Source organism: Achromobacter sp. D7-1 (genome assembly GCF_059760445.1).
In genome coordinates, this window is the sequence record NZ_JCBAMT010000005.1 from 114,508 (window position 1) to 137,338 (window position 22,831).

Below are 22,831 nucleotides of genomic sequence, written 5' to 3' on the forward strand. Positions count from 1 at the left end.
ACGTGAAAAAGCCCGCAGCGGATAGTCCGCGGCGGGCCACGCCACGCATGCCGGCCGGTTGCCCGGCCGATGCCGCGAGGCTTACCAGAGCACCTTCAAGCCGATGGAACCCTGCGCGCCGCTCTTGACGCGGCTGTCGCCGCTGTTGGCCCAGAGCTTGCCCACGTCGCCGTAGAGGCTGGTGTTCTTGGTCAACTGCACCATGGCGCCGACCGCCAGTTCGGTTGAGGTGTAGCCGCCCTTGGCGCGGATGTCGGTGGTGCCGGCCGGCGCGCTGAAGCTGGCCACGTCGGTGGTGTTGCTGGCCTTGTACAGATTGACGCGCGCAAAGGGCTGCAGCACGGTGCCGCCGATGCTGTAGCTGCCCTTGACCCGGGCGCCCAGGCGCAGGGTCCAGTCGTCGTCCGCATCGTTCTTCACCTTGGCCAGGCTAATCGTGGTGTCGTCCAGGTCGAGCTTGCGGTAGATGATCTGAGCTTGCGGCTCGAGCTGCCAGCTGCTGCCCAGGTCGATCGGCTTGCCCACTTCGAGCGAGGCCAGCCAGCCGTGGCCCTTGGTGGTGGCGCCGGCGCCGGTGTCGGCCGTGCGCAGGCTGCTGCGGTAATCGGCGCCCTGGATCACGGCGTCGGCGTACAGGCCGGAGTCGTGCTGCCAGGTGCCGTACAGGCCCACGTAGCGGCCGCGCAGGTTGTTGTAGCCAGCGTACTTGCGCTCCATGCCGCTGGAGAAGCCGCGCACGCCCATGTCGCCGTCCAGTTGGCCGACGTACAGGCCGGCCCTGAGGTTACGGCTGGTGTACACGTCCACGCCGGCTTGGAAGCCGGTCAGGTGGCCGCTGCTCTCGGGGTTGACCGTGCCTTGCTGCGTGATGGTGGGGGCCGTGCGCAGCACCCGGGCCCAGGCGCGGTGGCTGGGATCCTGGTCGATGGCGCCTTGAGAGGCGTCGTCGCCCATGCGCTTGCGCATGTCGCCGAGCATCGCCATGTCCGCCTGGCGCAGTTGAGCGGGCAGGGAGGACAGCAGCGGCACTTCTTCACGGTAGGCGGGCGTCGGAGTCACGCCGGGGCCGGGGGGCACCTGGGTGTTGGTCGAGTGCAGCGCGGCGCCTTGTGCCGTCTGGGTCAGGCGGTACTCGTAGGCGCCGGCATCGATGTGATTGCCCGCCAGGGTGAAGCTGCCGGGTTGCAGGTTGGCGCCGTTCTCGGTGGAGATGACCTGGATGCCCTGGCTGCCGGTCTGCGCGCCCAGGCCGCCGGCATTGGTGATCTGCACCGTGGTGTTGCCGCTGGCGATGGCGCTGGGGCCGCTCAACAGCAGCTTGTCGGTGGCGCTGCCATCCGCGCCCAGCACGGTGGACACGCCCAGCTTGCCGTTGTTGCCGACATAGGGGCCCGTGACTTTGAGCACGGCGCCCGGCGTGCTGCCGCTGAGATTGACCGCGCCGCTGTTGTTCAGGCTGGCCACGGTCTGGCTGTAGCCCGCCAGGTCCAGCACCGCGCCGCTGGCCACGGTGTGGGCCGAGGCGCTGCTGAACGTGTTGGCCGCGCCGGCCTTGAGCGTGCCTTGCGCGACGTCGGTCGCGCCGGTGTAGGTGTTGCCTGCGCTGGTCAGCGTCAGCACGCCGGTTCCCTGCTTGGTGAGGAAGCCGCCGCCCGTGATGGCGCCGGCCCAGGTGGCATTGTTCGCTCCCGTGTCGATGACCGGGTCATTCGTGCCCGTCATGGCCAGGTTGTTGGCGATGGTCATGCCGTTGGCGATCAGGCTGATGACGGTGCCGTCGTCCATGGCCAGCGTGCCCGTACCCAGGCCTTGCGCATGGCCCAGGGCGATGCTGCCTTGCTTGAGCTGCACGCCGCCCGTGAAGGCGCTGCCGCCGGTCAGTGCGAGTGCGCCAGCGCCGGTTTTGACCAAGTCGCCGCTGCCCACGACGATGCCCATGTAGGTGGACGCACTGCCCGCCGCGATGTCCGCGGTCAAGCGTCCGCCGCCCAGCGCCACGGTGCCGCCGCCGCTCAGGCTGCTGGCCAGCAGCGCGTTGCCGTTGAGGTCCAGCACGGCGCCCGTCAGCACTTGATAGCCGGTGCCTTGGACCAATGCCGTGGTGGAGCCCGCGCGCAGCGTGCCGTCCGCGACCAGCGTGCCGCCGGTATAGCTGTTGGCGCCGGTCAGGGTCTGCGTGCCCGAGCCCTGCTTGACCAGGGTGCCCGTGCCGCTGACCGAGCCGCTGAAGATGCCGTCGGCCGAGCCGCCCGCCAACAGCGAATTGGCTCCCATCTTGATGTTGCCAGCGCCCGCCAGGGTGCCGAACACCTGCGCGCCTTGGCCTGCCGACAGGTCGAAGGTGGCGCCGTTGGCGACGGTCACGACGCCGGTGGCGGCGAGGCTGCTGCCTGCGCCCAACGCTACCGTGCCGCTGTTGACGTAGGTGCCGCCGGTGTAGCTGTTAGTGCCGTTGAGCGTCAGCGTGCTGGCGCCGTTCTTGGTCAGGCTGCCCATGCCCGAGATGTTGCCGTTGAGCGTCAGGTCCTGGCTGCCTTGCACCGTGAGGCCGGCGTTCAGGGCGATGTTGTTCGCCAGCGCCAGCGCCTGGGTGTTGTCCAGCGTGGCCGCGCCGCCTACCGTCAGCGTGCCGGAACCGAGCGCGGCGCCGTTGCCGACGATCAGGCCGCCCGCGTTCAGGAGGGTGCCGCCGACGTAGCTGTTGACGCCGCTGAGGGTCAGGTTGGCCGCGCCGTTCTTGATCAGGCCGCCAGCGCCGCCGACGGTGCCGTTCAGGTCCATGGCGCTGGAGCCGGCGATCGTCAGCGCGCCGTTCAGCGCGACCTTGTTGCGCACGGTGACTGCCGTGTTGCTGTCCAGCGTGGTGCCGTTGGCAGCGGTCAGCAGGCCATTGCCCAAAGCCTTGTCGTTGCCCAGCACCAGCGTGCCACCGTTGAGCGCCGTGCCGCCGGTGTAGCCGTTGGACGCGTTGAGCACGAGGGTGCCGGCGTCTACCTTGGCCAGCGTGCCGCTGCCAACGAGCGGGGCGTTGATGGTCGCGGTCACGCCAGGATCGACGCGCACCGCGGCATAGCCCTGGTCGCCGTTGACCAGGTTGAGCGCTCCCAGTGAGCCGGGATTCAGAACATAGCCATCGGTCATGAACTGCATGCCCGTCGTGCTTTGCGCGCCCGCGACGGTGACCGTCCCCGCAGCGCCCAGGAAGACCGCGAACTTGCCGGCCCAGGAGCGGTTCCCGTTGCCGTCGACGCCGGTCCAGTTGGCGTTGGCGCCGTCCCAGGTGCCGCTGCCGCCCTCGATCGCGCCGTTGCCGGTGGTTTGCGCGCCGTCCCAGAACTGCACGGTGACGTTGGGCGCGGCGACCAGCAGGTTGACCTGCTTGGCGATGGCAGTCTGCAACGTCAGGTCGGCCGCTTGCACGCTGCCGGGAACATTGCCGAAGCGCATGCCGTTGTCGTACAGGTCGCCGCCATAGTTCATGAGCCGGTACACGCCGGTGCCGAAGCCGCCGATGTCGCTGACATTGAGCGTGCCGCCCAGGGTCAGGTCACCGGCTACGTTCACCAAGGCATTGCCACCGCTGGAGACGGGGGCGCCCAGGCCGGCATTCAGCGTGGAGTTGCCGTAGAGCTTCAGGCTGCCGACCGACAGGGTGTTGCCGCCCACTGCGTTAAGGCTGGCGCCGCCCATGACCGTCACGTCGCCGGCGATGCTGCCGGCTCCGCCCAGGCTGGCGCCGTTGTTGACGTATATCTCTGTGCTGGCCAGCGAGCCGTCGACCCGCAGGCTGCCGGCGTCGACGGAGGTCATGCCCGTGAGGCCGTTGACGCCGGAAAGGGTTAGCGATCCCGTGCCGAGCTTGGTCAACCTACCCATACCGTTGAGCTGGCCGCCGAAGTTGCTGTTGGCCCCGTTGGCGCCGATGGTCAGGTTGTTCCCATTCGAGACCGTCACGGTGCCATTGCCGTTCAGGCTGGCCAGACGAGCCAGATTGGTGATGAACAGATTGGCGCCGGCTGCCACGTTCGCGGTGGCATTCTGGCCCAGCGCGTTGTTGCCCGCGGTGGTCAGGCTGCCGCCTTGCAGATCGATCATGCCGCTGAAGGTGTTGGCGCTGCCGGTAAGCGAGAGGTCGTTCGCGCCGGTCTTGCGCAGCGTGCCGTTGCCGTTGATCTGTCCATCCAGGATCAGGCTGTTGTTGCCCGCCACCGTGAGCGCGCCATCGACGTTGACGGTATTGCCCAGGCGCATCGGGCCGGCGGTATCCAGCTGCGTGTTGCCCGTGACGGTCAGCATGCCGGTACCCAGCGCCGCGGCATTGCCCAGGCTCAAGTTGCCGTCATTGACCGTGGTGCCGCCGCTATGGCGGTTTTCGCCATTGAGGGTGAGTCGGCCGGCGCCGTTCTTGACCAGCTCGGTGGAACCGTTGATCACCCCGTTCAGGGTGAAATCATTGCTGCCGCCCAGCGCCAGGGAGGCGCTCAGTTGCACGTTGTTGGCCAGGGTCACCGCGCGGCTGGCTTCCAGGGTTCCCGCGTTGCGCACGGTCAGCGTGCCCTCGCCGAGCGCGGCATCGTGGCCCACGGCCAGGTTGCCGCCGGTCAGGTCGACGCCGCCCTGGAAAGAGTTGGCGCCGTTCAAGGTCAGCTTGCCCGTGCCGCGCTTGGTCAGGCCGCCTGTGCCGTTGACCAGGCCGCTCAAAGTGAGGTCCTGGTTGCCGATGAGGTTCAGGTCGCCAGCCAGGTTGACCGTGTTGGCCAGGCTCAATGCCACGCTGTTGTCCAGTTGCATGCCGGAGGCGGCATTCAGGGTGCTGTTGCCCAGCGGATTGCTGGAGGCCAGCACCAGCTTGCCGCCGTTCAGCGCCATCGTGCCGCCAAAGGCGTTGTTGCCGCCCAGGGTCAGGGTGCCGCTGCCGTTCTTGTTCAGGCCGCCGCTGTTGCCGGCGATGTCGCCGTTCAAGGTCAGGTCATTGATGCCGACCAGGTTCAACTGGCCTTCGACAACGATCCCGTTGGTCAGCGTAAGCGCCTTGTTGTTGTCCAGCGTGGTGCCGCCTGTAGCGGTCAGGGTCGCCGTGCCCAGCGCGTTGTTGCTGCCGGCCACGAGCGTGCCGCCTGCCAGCAAGGTGCCGCCCTGATAGCCATTGTTGCGATTGAGCACCAGCGTGCCCTGGTCCAGCTTCTGCAGGGTGCCGGTGCCATTGATGTCCACGTTGATCGCCGCAGTGACGCCCGGATCGACCCGCACGGCGAACTTGCCGCCATCGCGGTTGACCGCATTGAGCGTGCCGCCGGCGCCTGTCACCAGGTTGTAGCCATCGGTCATGAACTGCATGCCGTTGACGGTATGTTCGCCCTGCACCAGCACGACGCCGGTGTTGCCTTGGAAGACGGCGAACTGGCTGGTCCAGGATTGATTGAAAACGCCGTTGGCATCGGTCCAATTGGTTTGTGCGGAGTTCCACACGCCGCTGCCACCGCTGATAACGCCGTCGGGCACCGAGGTGTTGCCATCCCAGAATTGGATTTCCCGATTCAACGAGTCGACGATCAGGTTGACCTGGCCCGTGACCGCGGTCTGCACTGTCAGTTCCGTCGTGGGCATCGTGCCAGGCAAGGTGCCGTAGTCGAGGATGTTGTTCGTAAAGCTGTTGGAGTAGTCGAACAGGCGGTACACGCCATGGCCGAACCCGCCGGCATCGGTGATGTTCAACACGCCATCCAAGGTCACGTTGGTGCCCTGGAAGAGCGCGGTACCGCCCACGACAGGAGAACCCAGCGCGACATTGACGTTGGAGTTCTGTGAGAGGACTATCGAGCCCGCGGTCAGTTTCTGACCGCTGGTGCCGGCCAGGGTGCCACCGTTGGCAACGGTCAGCGTGCCGATGATCGTGCCGCTGCCGTTCACGGTCCCGCCTGCGTTAACCATCAAGCTGCGGTTCATTGTGCCGCTGATCTTCAGGGTGCCGCCGTTGACTTCGGTTGGGAAGATACTGAAGCTGGAGGTGCCCGCCAGCTCCAGCGTGCCGCTGCCGTTTTTGCTGAGCCGACCATCGCCCATGATCGTTCCGGCGTACACGCTATCGAGGTTGCTGCTGCCTACTTGCAGCATGCTACCCGGGCCCACATTGAGTATCCCGCTGCCGCTCAAGGACCCGATCGCGGTGTAGCCGTTCAGGTTCAGCACAGTGCTCGCACCCAGATTGACGCTCTGGGGAGCGCCCAGGGCGTTGGTGCCTAATGTGGTGATAGAGCCTTCGCGGACGTTGAGGCTGCCGGCGTAGGTGTTGTTGCCGAGCAGGATCAATTCTTCCGCGCCGGTCTTGGTCAGCTTGCCGCTGCCGCTCAAGAAGCCGACCGACGTCAAATCCTCCCGGGTTTCCACCGTCAGGTCGCCATTGACGCTGATGGCGTTCGTCAGGCTTGCGGGCCGCGAGTTTTTCAGCGTGGCCGTGCCGTTGGTGACCAGCGCGCCGGTCCCCAAGGCATTATTGTCGCCGAACTCCAAGGTACCGCCACTGAGGGCGATGCCGCCCGTGTGGCTGGCGTTGCCGTTGTTGAGGGTGAGCGTGCCATTGCCAGTCTTGACCAATTGGCCGGGGCCCGAAATCAGCGAATTCAAGGTCAGGTCATTGTCGCCGGCAACCGTCAGGTTCGCATTGAGGGCGATGGCGTTGCCTAGCGTTACCGCGTTGCTTGCCGTCAGGGTGGAAGCGCCGCCGACGGTCAGGCCGCCGACACCCAAAGCCTGATCGTTGCCCACCGTCAGCGTGCCGGCGTTCAGCGTGGTGCCCGACAGATAGATGTTGGCCCCGTTCAAGGTCAGGTTGGCGGCGCCGTTCTTGATCAGCGATCCTGGGCCGTCAACGACGCCGTTCAGCGTCAGGTCGGCGCTTCCGCCTATCCCCACGCTGCCCATCAGATTCACGTTGTTGTCGAGGGCCACCTTGTTATTGGCGTCGAGCACCGTGTTGTTGAGCGCCGTCAGGGCGCCGCTGCCCAGAGCGGTATTGCTGCCGACCTCCAAACGGCCGGCCTCGATTATCGTGCCGCCGGTATAGGTGTTGTTGCCGTTGAGTACCAGCGTGCCGCTGTCTTGCTTGCGCAGGATGCCGCTGCCGCCTATGGCGACGCCCAAGGTTGCGGTCACGTTGGGATTGACCCGAATATTGGCAATGCCGCTGGTATTCAGCTGGCCATTGGCTCCGCCCACCAGCTTGTAGGCGTCTGTCTTGAATTCCAGGCCTGTGATGCTGTGCTGGCCGCCGACCGCCACGGTGCCGGCGGTGCCGGAGAATGCCGCTTCACCGCCGTTCCAGGACTGGTTCACTGTTCCGTCAGCGGACGTCCAGTTGGTATTGGCGTAATCCCAGATGCCAGAGGCGCCATCCGCCGAACCGTTCGCCACGGATTGGCTGCCGTCCCAGTAGAGTTGCGGATTTGCGGGAGCCGCATGCGCGTTCGCGGCGATCAAGGCAATGCCCAGCGCGCCTGCCAACTGTGCGCCGCCGCGGCGCAGGCGCCGGGCAGGGCTGCTGCTTTTTGCCGGCCCGCGGGCGATTTCACTGACGGCCTGCCACACGCCGGCGGCGGCGTTGAAGACTACTCGATAGACGTGATTCATTGATCTCTTCTATGCCGACACCAAAGCCGGGCCGGCAGGATTGGACGTTGATTGATTTAAATGAAACTAAATGCGTCTTGGTGGTAGGTCGCTCAGCGGGCCAATGGCAGCAACAGGCGAGGCAACCGTTACAAAAGTCGAAATGTTTTGCTGAAAATTAACATTTATTTACGCTGCGTAATGTACGGCAAAAATGCGGATTCCCACATCGTCAATGGGGAAAAATTTGAGTTCAGTTCACATTTGCTGCGTTGACGCCACGCCCAGGCGGCGATGGCCGAGCGCCGTGTTCCTGCGTACACTCCCGGCCATGCTACGAATCGACAATCTCGGCAAGCGCTACGGCGACCATCTCGTCTTCCAGGGGCTGACCCATACCTTCAGGCCCGGATGCGTGGCGCTGTGCGAAGAAGACAGCACCGGCAAGTCCACGCTGCTGGGCATCATCGCGGGCGCGATCGCGCCGGATTCGGGGGATGTCTGGATCGACGGGCATTCCTTGGCCCAGGCACCGGCGCAAGCGCGGGCCCGCCTGGCCTACGTGCCCGACAATTGCATGGCGCAGCCCGCGCAGACGGGGCGCGGATTGCTGGAACAGGTCGCGGCAGAGAAGAACGTGCCGCTGGCCGACAGCGTGCTGGACCTGGCCTTCCGGCTGGGGCTGGAGCCGCATCTGGACAAGCGCTTCGAGCAGATGTCGACAGGCACGCGGCGCAAGGTCTACCTGACGGCCGCCGCCCTGGGCGACCCGGCCGTGATCATTGCGGATGGGGCCAGCAACGGCCTGGATGCACAGGCGCGCGGCGTGCTGGCCGGGCAGTTCAAGATCTGGGCGCAGGATCGGGTGGTGCTATTCGCCAGCCACGATCCCGAGCTGGTGGAAGCCTGCGGCGCCAGATCAATCGAGGTTGCGGCGCTGCGCTGAAGGCGGCGCCGCAGGCTTCTTCTTTACTTCGCCATCAAGCCCAGGTACTCGATCAGGACTTTTTCCTTGACGTGGGTGGCCTGCGCCCATTCCTTGTAATCCTGGCTGTTGCGGTAGGCGGGCTGCTGATTCAGCTGCTTCATGACGTCCATGCTGGCGGGTTCGAACAGCGCCTTCTTGAAAGCGTCGTGCAGCGTCTTGACTACCGCGGGGTCCATGCCCTTGGGGCCGGTCAGCCCGTAGGGCGAGGTGGACACGACCTTGTAGCCCAGCTCCTGTGCGGTGGGCACGTCGGGCCAGCGGGTAGTGCGCGTTTCGCCAAAGGTGACCAGCAGGCGCATCTTGCCGGAATCCACGAACTGGTCCCAGCCGGTGCCATCGCTTTGCGCCATGAGATGGCCGCCCAGCAGGGCCTGCTGCATGTCGGCGTTGCCCTTGAACGGCACGTGGTTCAGCTTCACGTTGGCGTTGATGGCGACTTCTTCGATCAGCAGATGCGGCAACGAGCCGGTGCCGGGGGAGCCGTAGTCGATGGAGCCGGGCGCCTTGCGCGCCGCCTCGATGTACTCATTGAAGGTCTTGTACGGAGAATCGGCGCGGACGGTGAAGCCGAAGGTGTAGCCGGACAGGCCCAGGATGAAGGTGAAATCGTTGATGGGGTCCCAGCTGCTCTTCTGGATATAGGGCATGCGCAGCATGGCCTGGGTGTACAGGCTGATGGTGTAGCCGTCGGGCTTGGCGGTCTTGGCCATGGTGGCGGGGCCCAGGGTGCCGCCGGCGCCGGGCCGGTTTTCCACGATGACGGGCTGCCCCAGGTATTTGGAGGCGTCCTGCGCCACGATGCGCAGGTGGCGGTCGGTGGAACCGCCGGCCGGGAAGGGCACGATCAGCGTGATCGGCTTGGACGGGTAGGCGCCTTGCGCGGCGGCGGCAAAAGGCAGGACGGCGCCGGCGATCGAGAGCAGTGCGGCGCCGAGGCAGGCGCGCCGCAGGGGCTGCTGGGGCATGGGTTTGTCTCCTTGGGGTGTTGTTGTGCGCGGGCAGGGGATTGCTCAGTCGCGCAGGGCGACCTTGACCGGCAATCGGGTCCACGCGCGTCGGCCTGGACTGCGATATCGGGTTGTTCGTCGGCTTTCACGCGAAACAGCGCGCCATCGTTGTGCAGGCCGGCTTCCTGCGTCAATCAAGATTAAATTGATCTCCCTGAGGTCGGCCGTGTGCCAAGTCACAACGGCCGACTGCCAAGTGGCGTCCGGGAGTCTTCTTGAAATGGAGAGTTCGGCTTCCTGGCCGCCAGTTCAATCCTTCGCCATCAATCCCAGGTACTCGATCAGGCCTTTTTCCTTGACGTAGGTGGCCTGCGCCCATTCCTTGTAGTCCTGGCTGTTGCGGTAGGCGGGCTCCTGGTTCAGCTGCTTCATGACGTCCATGCTCGCCGGGTCGAACAGCGCCTTCTTGAAGGCGTCATGCAAGGTCTTCACCACCGCGGGGTCCATGCCCTTGGGGCCGGCCAGGCCGTAGGGCGAGGTGGAGACCACCTTGTAGCCCAGCTCCTGGGCCGTGGGCACGTCGGGCCAGCGCGTGGTGCGCTTTTCGCCGAAGGTGACCAGCAGGCGCATCTTGCCCGAGTCCACGAACTGGTCCCATCCGGTCGCATCGCTTTGTGCCATGACGTGGCCGCCCAGCAGGGCTTGCTGCATGTCGGCGTTGCCCTTGAAGGGCACATGGTTCAGTTTCACCTTGGCATTGATGGCGACCTCCTCGATCAGCAGGTGCGGCGAGGAACCGATGCCGGTGGAGCCGTAGTCGATGGTGCCGGGCGCCTTGCGCGCCGCCTCGATGTACTCGTTGAAGGTCTGGTACGGGGAATCGGAGCGGACGGTGAAGCCGAAGGTATAGCCCGACAGGCCCAGGATGAAACTGAAGTCGTTGATGGGATCCCAGCTGCTCTTCTGCATGTAGGGCATGCGCAGCATGGCCAGGGTGTACAGAGTGACGGTGTAGCCGTCGGGCTTGGCGGTCTTGGCCATGGTGGCGGGGCCCAGGGTGCCGCCGGCGCCGGGCCGGTTTTCCACGATGACGGGCTGCCCCAGGTATTTGGAGGCGTCCTGCGCCACGATGCGCAGGTGGCGGTCGGTGGAACCGCCGGCCGGGAAGGGCACGATCAGCGTGATCGGCTTGGACGGGTAGGCGCCTTGCGCGGCGGCGGCGAAAGGCAGGGCGGCGCCGGCCATAGCGAGCAACGCGGCGCCGAGGCAGGCGCGCCGCAGGGGCTGGTGGGTCATGGGTTTGTCTCCTGGGGTGTTGTTGTGTGGGGAACTGCTCAGTCGCGCAGCGCGACTTTTACCGGCAGCCGGGCCAGCGCGTCGCGCAGGCTGGCTTTGAGCGCTTCGGGCGCACGGGGGTCGGCAAGCACAGAGACCTCGGGTTGCGCGTTGGCCTCTACGCGGAACAGCGTGCCGTCGTCGATCAGGCCAGCGTCCTGCAGGGTGTGCGCCACCACGGCCTGGGCCGATACGGCGGTGGCCAGGCGGCGCAGATCGGGCTTGTAGATCTTGCCGACATTGGTCATGGGCATGCTGTCCAGCACGATGACGCGCTTGGGCCGCGCCGGGCTCTCGTCCACGTGTTCGGCGGCGTAGGCCAGCAGTTCTGCTTCCTGTACCTGCGCGCCCTCGGCCAGCGTGACGAAGGCGATGGGCAGTTCGCCGGCATAGGCGTCGGGAGCGCCGACCGCGGCGCAGAGCTGCACAGCGGGATGCGAGGCGAGCGCGTCCTCGATGGTCTTGGGATCGATGTTGTGGCCGCTGCGGATGATCAGGTCCTTGGCGCGGCCTTGCAGGTGCAGGCGGCCAGCGTCATCCATATAGCCCACGTCGCCGCTGATCAGCCAGCCGTCTTCGGTAAAGGCGCGCGCCGTGTCGTCGGGGTCGAGAAAGCCGGGGATGACGTTGGGCGCCTTGAACAGCACCATGCCGGCCTTGCCCGCGGGCAAGTCGCGCGCGGGCGTGCCGGTCGGCAGGTCCAGGCCGACGATGCGGACCTGCACATAGGGCAGCGGAAAGCCGACGCAGCCTACCGGGAACTCGCAGCCGGGTGGCGAGATGGTCGAGATGCCCGCCATTTCCGTCATACCCAGGCTTTCGTTGACGTGCAGTCCGAACAGGCGCTTGAAGCGGGCCGCCAGTTCGGCGGGCAGGGGCGCGGCGCCGGTGCGGCAATAGCGCAGCGAGGAGATGTCGGCGCCGGCCAGCGGCACTTCGGCCAGCGCCGCGAGGATGGTGGGCACGCCTTGCAACGAGGTGGCGCGATGGTGTTCGACCAGGCGCCAGTAGTTGCGCAGCACGTCGCGGTTGCGCAGCAGCAGGGTGGTGGGAATGACGGTTTCCACGCCCGCCGACAGGGCGGCCAGCGATGCCGGCAGCACGCCCGCCACATGGAACAGCGGATAGCCGTTGATGACCACGTCGTCCGGTCCGGCGTTCTGCAATTGCACCGCGGCCCAGGCGCTGAAGACCTGGTTGGCATGCGTGTGGATGGCCAGCTTGGGCGCGCCGGTGGTGCCGCCAGTATGGAAGTACGCGGCCACGTCGTCCGCCTGGATCGCGCGGCCGCTGACCAGGCGGTCGGCCGGTTGCGTGGCGCGCGCGGCGTTGAAATCCAGCGCATGGTCGGGCAGCGCGGGGCGGGCCGGGGACGGCTCGTCCAGCGGCGCCACGCGCAGCAGCGTGTGCAGCGTAGGCACGCGTTCTCGCAGGCGCAGCGCCTTGGACCAGGAACCGCATTCCACGTCGGACCCGTAGGCGATCAGGACCTTGGCGCGCGCCGTGGTCATGAGGGACACGAGCTTGTCTTCGGCCAGCAAGGGGTTCAAGGGCTGGACGATGCCGGCGGCCTCGCCGCCCCACAGCGCCAGGTGGTACTCCAGGCAGCCGGGCAGCAGGATGCCGACGGCGTCGTCCGGGCCCACGCCCAGCTCATGCAGCAGGTTGGCGGTCTGGTGGATGCCGGCGAGCAGTTCGCGGTAGTTCCAGCGCAGCGGCGCGTCGCCGGGGTCGGCGCTGCGCAGAAAGGTCAGCGCGGTCTTGTCGCCGAAGGCCGCGGCCGAATTGCGGAAGATTTCATAGGTGCTCTGCACCGTGAGCGTCTCGGCCAGCGGCCGGGCTTGCAGACGCTGCACGTCCGCGGCGCTGCGCACGGCGAAGGGCGCGGCGAAGGGCGGCGAAAGGGGCGGGGCGGCGTGGACCTGGGTCATTGCGGGGGCCTCCTTTCAAGCCTGCCCCAGCGCAATGTAGCGCCGCAGGTGATGGTCTTCGTCGCCCAACTGGTGATCGATCATGACCAGGCGCTTGGCGTAGTGCGCCAGCGGCAGCTCCCAGGTCATGCCGATGCCGCCGTGCAACTGGATGCTCTCTTCGGCTACCAGGGTGCCGATGCGGCCGATGGTGTATTTGGCGGCGGACAGCGCGCGCTCGCGGGTGGCGCGGTCGGGGTGGTCGAGCGCGGCCGCAGCGTTGATCACGGCCGAGCGCGCCTGTTCGATCTCCAGCAGCACGTCGGCCATGCGGTGCTGCAAGGCCTGGAAGCTGCCGAGGGGGGCGCCGAACTGGCGACGCGTGCGCAGGTATTCCAGGGTGGCGTCGCGGGCGCAGTCCATCGCGCCCACGGCTTCGGCGCACAGGGCCAGGATGCCGCGGCCGGCGGCGCGCTCCAGCAGCGGGTAGCCGGCGCCGGCCTCGCCCAGCAGCGCCTCCGGGGCAAGCTGCACCCCATAGAAAACGAGTTCCGCCGCGCGCCCGCCGTCGATCAGGCCATAGCCGCGCGCCGTCAGGCCGGGCGTGCCGGCGCTGACCAGGAACAGGCTGATGCCGGCCTCGTCGTCCGGGCCGCCCGCGCTGCGGGCCGGGACCAGAAACAGGTCGGCGTGTTCGCCCGCCGCGACCACCGCTTTCGCGCCGTTGAGCACCCAGCCGTCCTGGTTGCGTTCGGCGCGGGTTTCGACATGCGCCAGTTCGTAGCCGGAGTCGGGTTCGGCGTGGGCCAGTGCGGCGGTGATGGTGCCGGCGATCAGGCCTTCGAGCGCTTCGCGCTGGGCTGGCGTGCCAGCGGAGGCGATGGCGCTGCCGACCATCAACGCGTCCAGCAGGGGTTCGACGGCCAGGCCGCGGCCCAGCGCCTCGAACACCACGGAGATGTCGAAGCCGGTTCCGCCCAGCCCGCCATCCGCTTCGGCAAACAGCGCGCCGACGGCGCCCAGTTCGGCGTAGCGCTGCCACAGTTCCAGGCTGTAGCCGCGCTCTGAAAGGGCATTGCGGTCGCGCGTGGCGAAGTCGTTCTGTTCGGCGACAAAGCGGCGCAGCATGTCGGAGAGCATGCGCCGGTCTTCGGTGTGTTCAAAGTTCATGGCCGGCCCTTACAGTCCGAGGATCATCTTGGAGATGATGTTCTTCTGGATTTCATTGGAGCCGCCGAAGATCGACAGCTTGCGGTTGTTGAAGTACTGCGCGGCGGCGCTCTCGGCGCCTTCGGGGCCGATGGGCGGCGCGCCGTAGCCGTCGTGCAGAGCCTCGGGCACGAAGGGGCGGGCGTAGGGACCCATGGCGCGGCGGTTCAGCGCGCTGATCTCCTGGCGGATCTGGGTGCCGCGTATCTTCAGCATGGAACTTTCGGCGCCGGGCGCGCCGCCGCCGGCCACGGCCGCGACCACGCGCAGGTTGGTGGTGCGCATATTGGCCAGCTCGATCTCGACGCGCGCCAGCCGCGCGGCAAAGTCCGGATCCTCGGCCAGCGGCCGGCCGTTCTTGCGCTGGCGTTGGGCCACGGTCTTCAGGCGCGCCAGCGCCGCGGTCGATTGGCCGACGCCGGCGATGTTGGTGCGTTCATAGGTCAGCAGGTATTTGGCGCAGGTCCAGCCGCGGTTTTCCTCGCCCACCAGATTGGTGGCCGGCACCCGCACATCGGAGAAGAACACCTCGTTGACTTCGTGTTCGCCGTCCAGCGTGATGATGGGGCGCACTTCCACGCCGGGGCTGGCCATGTCGATCAGCAGGAAGCTGATGCCTTCCTGGCGCCGGCCTTCCTGCGACGTCCGCACCAGGCAGAAAATCATGTTGGCGTACTGGCCCAGCGTGGTCCAGGTCTTCTGGCCGTTGACGATGTAGCTGTCGCCGTCGCGCACCGCCGTGGTCTTGACCGAGGCCAGGTCGGAGCCCGCGCCGGGTTCGGAGTAGCCCTGGCACCACCAGTCGCTGCCGTCGAGGATGCGCGGCAGCCAGTGGCGCCGTTGCGCCTCGGTGCCGTACTTGATCAGCACCGGGCCCAGCATGCTGAGGCCGAAGGGCACGATGCGCGGCGCGCCGGCCAGCGCACATTCGTTTTCGAAGATGTACTTCTGCACGGCGCTCCAGCCGGTGCCGCCGTACTCCATCGGCCAGTGGCTGGCGAGCCAGCCCTGGCGGTTGAGGATGGCGTGCCACTCGACCATGTCGGCGCGCGTCAGCAGCTTGCCTTGTACGACCTTGGCGGAAAGGCGTTCGGGCAGGTGGCTGGCAAGAAAGGTCCGCACTTCATCGCGGAAGGCGTTTTCTTCGGGGGTGAATTCCAGGTCCATGGGGGATCCTCAGTAGATTTCGAACAGGCCGGCCGCGCCCATGCCGCCACCCACGCACATGGTGACGACGGCATAGCGGGCGCCGCGGCGGCGGCCTTCGATGAGTACGTGGCCGGCCAGGCGGGCGCCGGTGACGCCGAAGGGGTGACCCAGGGCAATGGCGCCGCCGTCGACGTTCAAGCGGTCCATCGGGATGCCGAGCTTTTCCTGGCAATACAAGGCTTGCGAGGCGAAGGCTTCGTTCAATTCCCAGAGGTCGATGTCCTGCACCTTGAGGCCGTGGCGCGCCAACAGCTTGGGCACGGCGTAGACCGGGCCTATGCCCATCTCGTCGGGTTCGCAGCCGGCGATCGCCAGTCCGCGGAATGCGCCCAGCGGCTTGATGCCGGCGCGTTGGGCTTCGGCGGCTTCCATCAGCACGCAGGCGGCGGCGCCGTCCGACAACTGCGAGGCATTGCCCGCCGTGACGAACTGGCCGGCGCCGCGCACGGGGGCCAGCGAGGCCAGGGCTTCATAGGTGGTGCCGGGGCGGTTGCAGGTGTCGCGGTCCACGGTCACTTCGCGTTCACTGACGGCGCCGGTGGCGCGGTCGGTGACGGACATGATGGTGGTGACGGGGATGATCTCCTCCACATACCGGCCCGCGGCCTGGGCGGCCTCGGTGCGCGCCTGGCTTTGCGCGGCGAAATGGTCCTGGGCTTCGCGGCTGATGCCGTAGCGGGCCGCCACGATGTCGGCGGTTTCTATCATGGGCAGGTAGAGTTCGGGCTTGTGGTCCACGATCCACGGATCCATGCCGCTGACGCCGTCGTCGCGGCTGCGGATTTGCGACACCAGCTCCACGCCGCCCGCGATCATGGCGGGGGCGCCGTCCATGACGATGCGGCTGGCGGCCGAAGCGATGGCCTGCAGGCCCGAGGCGCAATAGCGGTTGACGGTGGCGCCGCCCACGCTGACCGGCAGGCCGGCGCGGATCACGGCCTGGCGGCCGATGTTGCGGCCGGTGGCGCCTTCCGGGTAGCCGCAGCCGATGAAGGCGTCCTCGATCAGGGCGGGATCGATGCCGGCGCGGTCGACGGCGGCGCGCACGGCATGCGCGGCCAGGGTGGGGCCGGCGATCAGGTTGAATTCGCCGCGCCCCGCTTTGGTGATGGGGGTGCGGGCGGTGGAGACGATGACGGCTTCGCGCATGGCGTGTTCCTGTCTGGTATCGGGGTCAGGCGGATGGATTCAGGGTGGCGAAATTGCGGCCGGATTCGGCCAGTTGCACCAGCAGCGGCGAGGGTTTCCAGAAGGCGGGATCCTCCTGCGCATAGCCGCGGATATCGGCCAGTACACGGTTCAGCCCCACGCTGTCGGCGTAGTGCATCGGGCCGCCGCGATAGCGCGGAAAGCCGTAGCCGGACAGGAACACCACGTCGATGTCGGAAGGACGCTGGGCGATGCCCTGATGCAGCACATTGGCCGCTTCGTTGATCATGGCGGCCAGGTAGCGGCGCTGGATGTCTTCTTGCGTGTAGGCGTGCGGCGTGACGCCGGCGCGCGCGCGTTCGGCGTCGATGAGGGCGAGCACTTCGGGATCTTGTTCGCCCTGGCGCGCGCCGTCGGGGTAGAGGTAAAAGCCGCGGCCCGTCTTCTGGCCGAACCAGCCGCGTTCGCACAGCCGGTCGGGAATCTGCACATAGCGCAGCGCGGGGTCGCGCGTGGGCGCGCGGCGCTTGCGCGTGGCCCAGCCTATGTCGCCACCAGCCAGGTCCGCCATCTGGTAGGGCCCCATGGGGTAGCCGAAGGCGCGCACGGCGGCGTCGATCTCGTAGGGCGAGGCGCCGTCCTCCATCATCATGTCGGCCGCCTGGCGGTGCACGGCCAGGATGCGGTTGCCGATGAAGCCATCGCACACGCCGGCGCGCACCGGGATCTTGCGCAGTCGTCGCGCCAGTTCGAAGCCGGTAGCCACGGTGTCGGGCGCGGTGTGGTCGCCCACCACGACTTCCAGCAGCTTCATGATGTTGGCCGGCGAAAAGAAGTGCAGGCCCAGCACGTCGGCAGGGCCGCGCGTGGCGGCGGCAATGAGGTTGACGTCCAGGTAGGAGGTATTGGTGGCCAGCACCGCGCCGGGCTTGGCCACGCGGTCCAGTTGCGCGAACACGGCTTGCTTGACCGCCATGTCCTCGAACACGGCCTCGATGATGAGATCTGCGTCGTCCAGCGCCTCGTAGCGGGTCGAACCGGTGTAGCGCGCCATGCGGGCGTCGCGCTCGTCGGCGCTGATCCGGCCTTTTTCGACCAGCAGGTCGTAGACCTGCGCGACGCGACCGCGGCCGCGTTCCAGTGCGGCCTCGTCCTGCTCGACCATGGTCACGGGAAAGCCGGCGTCCAACGCCGACACGGCGATGCCCGCGCCCATGGTGCCGCCGCCGACAATGCCGATGCGTTCCAACCGCCGCGGCCGGGCGGGCTCTTGCCCCGGCATCTTGGCCGTGTCGCGCTCCGCGAAGAAGGCGTGCACCAGGCCCGCGCGCTGTGGGCTGTCCAGGCATTGCAGGAACAGGGCGCGTTCGGTGCGCAGGCCTTCCTCGAAAGGCTGCTCGGTGGCGGCGCGCACGGCCTCCACGATCTTGGCGGGCGAGTACAGCCCGCGGGTGGTCCGGGCCACGCGTTCGGCGGCGGCGTCGACCTGGGCCAGCGCGGCGGCGCGGTCTTCCAGCGCCCCGGCATCGCGGGTGCGACGCGGGCCGGCGCCCAGCACCAACAGTTGCCGGGTGTAGGCCAGGCCCGCGTCGAGCGGATCGGCTTCGTCGGACAACGCGTCCACCAGGCCCGCTTCCAGGGCCGATCCGGCGGTCAGGTGCTTGCCGCTCAGCATCAAGTCCAACGCCGCCTGCGCGCCCATCAGGCGCGGCGTGCGCTGGGTGCCGCCGGCGCCGGGCAAGAGGCCCAGGTTCACCTCGGGCAGGCCCAGCTTGGCGCCCGCCAGCGCGACGCGGTAGTGCGCAGCCAGAGCCACTTCCAGTCCGCCGCCCAGCGCCGCGCCATGCAGCGCGGCCACCACCGGTTTGGCGCTGGCCTCGATCTGGTTGCAGACCTCGGGCAGGATGGGCGGTTGCGGCGGCTTGCCGAATTCGCGGATGTCGGCGCCAGCGATGAAGTTCTTGCCCGCGCCCAGGAGCAGGATGGCGCGCACCTGAGGGTCGGCCTGGGCGTCGCGGATGGCCGCGGCCAGATCGGCGCGCACGGCGGCGCTCAGGGCATTGACGGGGGGATGGTCGATGGTGACGACGAGGATGTCGTCATAGCGGCGCGTGTTGGCTGCGCCGGTGCTTGCGCTGTCTGTCATGGACAGTGTCTCCGATGAGGTCTGCCGTGGCGGCGGCGCCAGGGGCGGCCGCCAGGACTCAGCCTGGTGGGCCAGGAACGGCCCGTCTTTTCTGGCCTCATTCTTTCGCAGTAAAGAAGTCTTGACAATGGCATCGATAATTGACATTGAAGTCAAAAAAATTTGACAATTGGCGGGTGCATCACCCTGGCGAGGAGGCCCTGGATGGACACCAAATCCCTGACATTGCTGGTGGAAATACTGGACGCGGGCAATCTCAGCGAGGCCGCGCGCCGCCTGAAGATGACGCGCGCCAATGTCAGCTACCACCTGAATCAGCTGGAGCGCTCGGTGGGCATGCAGTTGGTGCGCCGCACCACCCGGCATGTGGAGCCCACGGAAATCGGACTGAAGCTGTATCAGCATGGCCGCAGCATCCAGGACGAACTCGCGGCGGCGCGCGAATCCGTGGAGACCCTGGGCAAGACGCCGCAGGGCAAGGTCAGGCTGAGCGTGCCCAGCGGCTACGGACAGTTCGTGATGACGCCCTGGCTGCTGGAGTTCAAGCGGGCCTATCCGGACATCGTGCTGGACGTGCTGTTCGAGAATAGTGTGGACGATCTGCTGCGCGACGAGGTCGACATCGCGATACGCATCATGTCCGAACCGCCGCAGAACCTGGTGGCGCGCGAGCTGGGCCAGGTCCGCTACGTGGCCTGCGCGTCCCGGGCCTATGCCGCCGCCCGCGGCCTGCCGCAGCATCCGGAAGAGCTGGCGCGCACGCCCACCATCAGCGCCGCGGTCATCGGACGGCCCTTGCGGCTTTCCGCCTACTACGGCGGCCAGCCGCGGCAGCACGTGATACTGGAGCCGACCGTGATCTCGCGTAACTACGCTTTCCTGCGCGATGCGACCCTGGCGGGGTTGGGCGTGGGCGTGGTGCCGGACTACGTGGTCCATGACGACATTGCGCGCGGCGATCTGGTGGCCGCGCTGCCGCAATGGCGGCTGAGCATTTTCGGACGCGGCATGTACATGCTGTACATGCCCAACCGGCACCATCCGCGGGCGATCTCGATGATCATCGAATTCATCCTGGAACGGGCCCAGGCCGCGCACGAAGGCAGACCGGGACTGCTGGGCGCGGCGGGTTGAGGCCCGCTTCGTCGCGGTGTGAACAGGCCCCGGGGCTTGCGGCTTTCCTGACTGGGCGTTCAGCTTGGCGGGAATAAAATCCGTGTTTCTTTCGGCGTATGGCCTGCACGAGGCCTGCAAACGGCCGCAGGGCCGCGCCCATTTTTCCCAGGCCCGTCCATGTCCTCCTCCGACATCCAATTGCTTCTTACCGCGCTGGCCAGCGTGCTGGTGCTGGTTGCGCTGATCGTCTCGCGCATCCGCATGCATCCGTTGCTGGCGCTGCTGATCGTCTCCATCGGCGTGGGGTTTGCCACCGGGATGGAGCCCGTGGCCATCGTCAAGAACCTGAGCAATGGCGCCGGCAAGACCTTGGGCGCGGTGGGAGTGGTGATCGCGCTGGGCGCGATGCTGGGCAAGATCCTGGCGGATTCGGGCACGACCGAACGCCTGGCCAACGCCATCCTGCGCCACACCTCGGCCCGCATGATTCCCTGGGCCATGACCCTGGTGGCCTTCGTCATCGGCATTCCGATGTTCTTCGAGGTGGGGCTGGTGGTGATGCTGCCGCTGATCTTCAGCGTGGCCCGCAAACTGGAAAGCCAGGAGCGCTTCAAGGGATCGGCCTATGTATATGTTGGCGTGCCGGTGATAGCGGCCCTGGCGGCGATGCATGGCATGGTGCCGCCGCATCCCGGCCCGCTGACGGCCATCGCCACGCTCAAGACCACGGTGGGGCCGACCATGATCTATGGCTTCATCGCGGCGCTGCCGGCCATGGTGTTCGGCGGTCCCTTGTATGGCGCCTTCATTGCGCCACGGATGACGACGCGCCCGGACGAGGCGCTGCTCGAACAGTTCACCACGGCCCGCCAGGAAACCGCCGGCCGCGGCGCGCCCAGCGTGGGCCTGGGTGTATTGGCGGCCTTGCTGCCCGCCTTGCTGATGCTGGTGCACGCGGGCGCCGAGATGCTGCTGCCCAAGGATTCCGGCGCCATGCACGTGGCGGCTTTCCTGGGAGACCCGCTGGTCGCGATGCTGCTGGGCGTGCTGTTCGCCGCCGTCACCCTGGTGCTGATGCGGGGCGGCGACGCGGAAAAGCTGCGCGATGGCTTGGGCAAGAGCCTCAAGCCGATCGCCGGCATCATGCTGATCATCGCGGGCGGCGGGGCGTTCCAGCAGGTGCTCACCAGTGCCCACGTGGGCGATGCCATCGTGCACCTGACCCATCAGTTCTCGCTGCCGCCGCTGGTGCTGGGCTGGCTGATCGCCATGCTGCTGTCGGTGTCCACGGGTTCGGCGACGGTCGGCATCGTGGGCGCGGCCGGCCTGCTGGCGCCGCTGGCGGGCGCCGATCCCAGCCTGAACCTGCCGCTGCTGGCGCTGGCCATCGGCTGCGGTTCGCTGTTCTTCAATTACGCCAATCACGCGGGCTTCTGGATGGTGAAGGAGTCCTTCGGCATGACCATGGGCGAAGCGACCAAGACGATTTCGGTGGTGCAGTCCATCGTGTCGGTGGTGGGGTTGGTCATGGTCCTGCTGTTCAACCTGTTGCCGCCTCTGGGCTGACGTCCGGGGGCTGCGGGGGCCGCTACGTTATGCTGGGTCTGTCCAAGCCGGAGACCCCATGACAGAGACGCCCCGTTCCGCCGCCACGCATTCCGCGCTGGCTTCCGAGGCGCGCCGCACGCAGTTGCGGCGCATGAAGATCGCCGCATTGGCCTTGCTGGTGGCGATGGTCTGCGGCTTCATCACCAGCCACGTGATGGGCGGGCAGGGGGCCTGGGCCTGGGTGCGGGCATTCTGCGAAGCGGCCACGGTGGGCGCGCTGGCTGACTGGTTCGCGGTGGTGGCGCTGTTCCGCCGCCCGATGGGCTTGCCTATTCCCCACACCGCCATCATTCCCAGCAATAAGGACCGCATCGGCGACAACCTGGCGGTGTTCGTGCGCGACCATTTCCTGGATCCGGACACGCTGATGGAGAAGCTGCGGGTGTTCGATCCGGCCGCGCGCCTGAGCCGCTGGCTGGGGCGTCCGCGGCAGGCGCGCGCTTTGAGCGAGGGGGCGCGCAATGTGGCCTTGCAGACCTTGGACCTGTTGGATGACCGGGCGGTGCGCGGGGTGATCCAGGAGTTCGTGGTGAAGAATCTGCGGCGCTGGGATGCGGCGGATACGGCGGGCGAGGTGCTGGGTTTGCTGACGCGCGACGGGCGCCATCAGGAGCTGCTGGATGCGGCGCTGGAGCGGCTGGGCGGGTACCTGGGCGATGAAGACGTGAAGGCGCGGGCTTCGAATCTGCTGGTGAAGTTCGCCAAGAAGGAGTGGCCGCGCATCATTGCGGCGGTGGACGTGGTCAAGTCGGTGGACGGGATTGCGGACAATCTGGCGGACCGGCTGGCGCGGGCGCTGGTGGAGGAGTTGCGGGACGTGCTGTCCGAGCCGGGGCATCCGGTGCGGCGGGACTATGAGGCCTGGGTGCAGGATTACATCCGGCGGTTGAAGGATGATCCGGCCTTGGCGGCGCAGGTGGAGGCGCTGAAGCAGCGGGCGATCGATCATCCGAAGGTGCAGGAGTATGTGCAGGGACTTTGGGACGATATCCATGCTGCGCTGCGGAGGGATCTGTCGTCCGAGGATTCGGCACTGGCGCGGCATCTGGAGAGCGCTTTGCTGGCCTTGGGGCGCAAGCTGGGGGAGGATCCGGGATTGCGGGAGGCGATCAACAATCACGTGCTGGGCGGGGCGCGGCGCTTGACGGGGCGCTTGCGCAGCGGGGTTACGGAGCATATTTCGCGCACGGTGAAGAATTGGGACGAGCGGCATCTGGTGGATGAGCTTGAACTTAGCGTGGGGCGGGATCTTCAGTACATACGGTTCAATGGCACGCTGGTGGGTGGGCTGATAGGCGTGGCGCTGCATGCGGTGGTGTTGCTGGTTCGGGGGTGATGCGGGTGCTGTGTGGGATTTCTGCCGAGCTGTTTCCAGTGCTTCGTAGGCCGCCCGTCGGCGCGGGCGCCTGGGTGACGAGCGCCCACGATTGCGGTCCGGAGCGTTCGCTCCGGACTGCCCCGTCGTCATCTTCGTCCAGGCCTTCGGCCTTTCCTTCAGATTCCCTCGGGCGCATCGAGGTTGCTCGCCACCCAGGCGCCCGCGCCGACGGGCTACGTGCGTCTTGGTATTTGGCGCTGCTGCACCCGTGTTTGGTTTCGAGTCTTGCGA

Annotated in this window: 12 protein-coding genes; 4 read left to right on the plus strand and 8 right to left on the minus strand. The window is 67.2% G+C overall.

Features of this window, described 5'->3' with window-relative positions; genetic code table 11:
- Positions 1–81: 81 nt before the first annotated feature.
- Positions 82–7,626 (minus strand): autotransporter-associated beta strand repeat-containing protein, encoded by a 7,545-nt coding sequence (locus tag AC6LKD_RS04120; RefSeq protein WP_498115202.1) that lies wholly within the window; start codon positions 7,624–7,626, stop codon positions 82–84.
- Between the two features lie 310 nt (positions 7,627–7,936).
- Between AC6LKD_RS04120 and AC6LKD_RS04125 the strand changes: the two genes are divergently transcribed.
- Positions 7,937–8,551, plus strand: coding sequence for an ABC transporter ATP-binding protein (locus tag AC6LKD_RS04125; RefSeq protein ID WP_498115203.1), 615 nt, complete (start codon positions 7,937–7,939; stop codon positions 8,549–8,551).
- Between the two features lie 23 nt (positions 8,552–8,574).
- On the opposite strand, the gene AC6LKD_RS04130 is transcribed toward AC6LKD_RS04125, so the two are convergent.
- From AC6LKD_RS04130 to AC6LKD_RS04160, 7 genes are all read right to left on the minus strand, one after another.
- Entirely contained in the window at positions 8,575–9,558 is a 984-nt protein-coding gene (locus tag AC6LKD_RS04130; protein ID WP_498115204.1) for a tripartite tricarboxylate transporter substrate binding protein, read from the minus strand.
- Positions 9,559–9,849: 291 nt separating this feature from the next.
- The gene (locus AC6LKD_RS04135) at positions 9,850–10,836 is read right to left on the minus strand and encodes a tripartite tricarboxylate transporter substrate binding protein (protein WP_013394289.1); all 987 of its coding nucleotides are present in this window, start codon (positions 10,834–10,836) and stop codon (positions 9,850–9,852) included.
- Between the two features lie 38 nt (positions 10,837–10,874).
- A complete protein-coding gene (locus AC6LKD_RS04140) occupies positions 10,875–12,806 on the minus strand; it encodes an acyl-CoA synthetase (protein ID WP_498115205.1) in 1,932 nt (643 codons plus the stop codon).
- A gap of 15 nt (positions 12,807–12,821) precedes the next feature.
- Positions 12,822–13,955 (minus strand): acyl-CoA dehydrogenase family protein, encoded by a 1,134-nt coding sequence (locus AC6LKD_RS04145; protein ID WP_013394287.1) that lies wholly within the window; start codon positions 13,953–13,955, stop codon positions 12,822–12,824.
- Between the two features lie 9 nt (positions 13,956–13,964).
- Positions 13,965–15,161 carry an acyl-CoA dehydrogenase family protein gene (locus AC6LKD_RS04150; protein ID WP_498115206.1) on the minus strand — a complete coding sequence of 399 codons (1,197 nt, stop codon included), beginning with the start codon at positions 15,159–15,161 and terminating at the stop codon, positions 13,965–13,967.
- A gap of 9 nt (positions 15,162–15,170) precedes the next feature.
- Positions 15,171–16,352: an acetyl-CoA C-acyltransferase gene (locus tag AC6LKD_RS04155; protein WP_013394285.1), complete on the minus strand. Its 1,182-nt coding sequence runs from the start codon at positions 16,350–16,352 to the stop codon at positions 15,171–15,173.
- 25 nt (positions 16,353–16,377) lie between these two features.
- A complete protein-coding gene (locus AC6LKD_RS04160; RefSeq protein ID WP_498115207.1) occupies positions 16,378–18,498 on the minus strand; it encodes a 3-hydroxyacyl-CoA dehydrogenase NAD-binding domain-containing protein in 2,121 nt (706 codons plus the stop codon).
- A gap of 204 nt (positions 18,499–18,702) precedes the next feature.
- On the opposite strand from AC6LKD_RS04160, the gene AC6LKD_RS04165 reads away from it, so the two are divergent.
- From AC6LKD_RS04165 to AC6LKD_RS04175, 3 genes are all read left to right on the plus strand, one after another.
- On the plus strand, positions 18,703–19,632 hold the full coding sequence (locus tag AC6LKD_RS04165; protein WP_207464087.1) for a LysR family transcriptional regulator: 930 nt from the start codon (positions 18,703–18,705) through the stop codon (positions 19,630–19,632).
- A gap of 159 nt (positions 19,633–19,791) precedes the next feature.
- A complete protein-coding gene (locus AC6LKD_RS04170) occupies positions 19,792–21,180 on the plus strand; it encodes a GntP family permease (protein WP_207464086.1) in 1,389 nt (462 codons plus the stop codon).
- A gap of 58 nt (positions 21,181–21,238) precedes the next feature.
- On the plus strand, positions 21,239–22,558 hold the full coding sequence (locus AC6LKD_RS04175) for a DUF445 domain-containing protein (protein WP_498115209.1): 1,320 nt from the start codon (positions 21,239–21,241) through the stop codon (positions 22,556–22,558).
- The last annotated feature ends 273 nt before the right edge of the window (positions 22,559–22,831 follow it).

Excerpts from the sequence above, each read along its gene's own strand:
- AC6LKD_RS04150 (WP_498115206.1), bottom strand. The coding sequence starts at position 15,161 with ATGGACCTGGAATTCACCCCCGAAGAAAACGCCTTCCGCGATGAAGTG.
- AC6LKD_RS04165 (WP_207464087.1), top strand. The coding sequence starts at position 18,703 with ATGGACACCAAATCCCTGACATTGCTGGTGGAAATACTGGACGCGGGC.
- AC6LKD_RS04130 (WP_498115204.1), bottom strand. The coding sequence starts at position 9,558 with ATGCCCCAGCAGCCCCTGCGGCGCGCCTGCCTCGGCGCCGCACTGCTC.
- AC6LKD_RS04175 (WP_498115209.1), top strand. The coding sequence starts at position 21,239 with ATGACAGAGACGCCCCGTTCCGCCGCCACGCATTCCGCGCTGGCTTCC.
- AC6LKD_RS04140 (WP_498115205.1), bottom strand. The coding sequence starts at position 12,806 with ATGACCCAGGTCCACGCCGCCCCGCCCCTTTCGCCGCCCTTCGCCGCG.
- AC6LKD_RS04155 (WP_013394285.1), bottom strand. The coding sequence starts at position 16,352 with ATGCGCGAAGCCGTCATCGTCTCCACCGCCCGCACCCCCATCACCAAA.
- AC6LKD_RS04120 (WP_498115202.1), bottom strand. The coding sequence starts at position 7,626 with ATGAATCACGTCTATCGAGTAGTCTTCAACGCCGCCGCCGGCGTGTGG.
- AC6LKD_RS04160 (WP_498115207.1), bottom strand. The coding sequence starts at position 18,498 with ATGACAGACAGCGCAAGCACCGGCGCAGCCAACACGCGCCGCTATGAC.
- AC6LKD_RS04145 (WP_013394287.1), bottom strand. The coding sequence starts at position 13,955 with ATGAACTTTGAACACACCGAAGACCGGCGCATGCTCTCCGACATGCTG.
- AC6LKD_RS04170 (WP_207464086.1), top strand. The coding sequence starts at position 19,792 with ATGTCCTCCTCCGACATCCAATTGCTTCTTACCGCGCTGGCCAGCGTG.
- AC6LKD_RS04135 (WP_013394289.1), bottom strand. The coding sequence starts at position 10,836 with ATGACCCACCAGCCCCTGCGGCGCGCCTGCCTCGGCGCCGCGTTGCTC.
- AC6LKD_RS04125 (WP_498115203.1), top strand. The coding sequence starts at position 7,937 with ATGCTACGAATCGACAATCTCGGCAAGCGCTACGGCGACCATCTCGTC.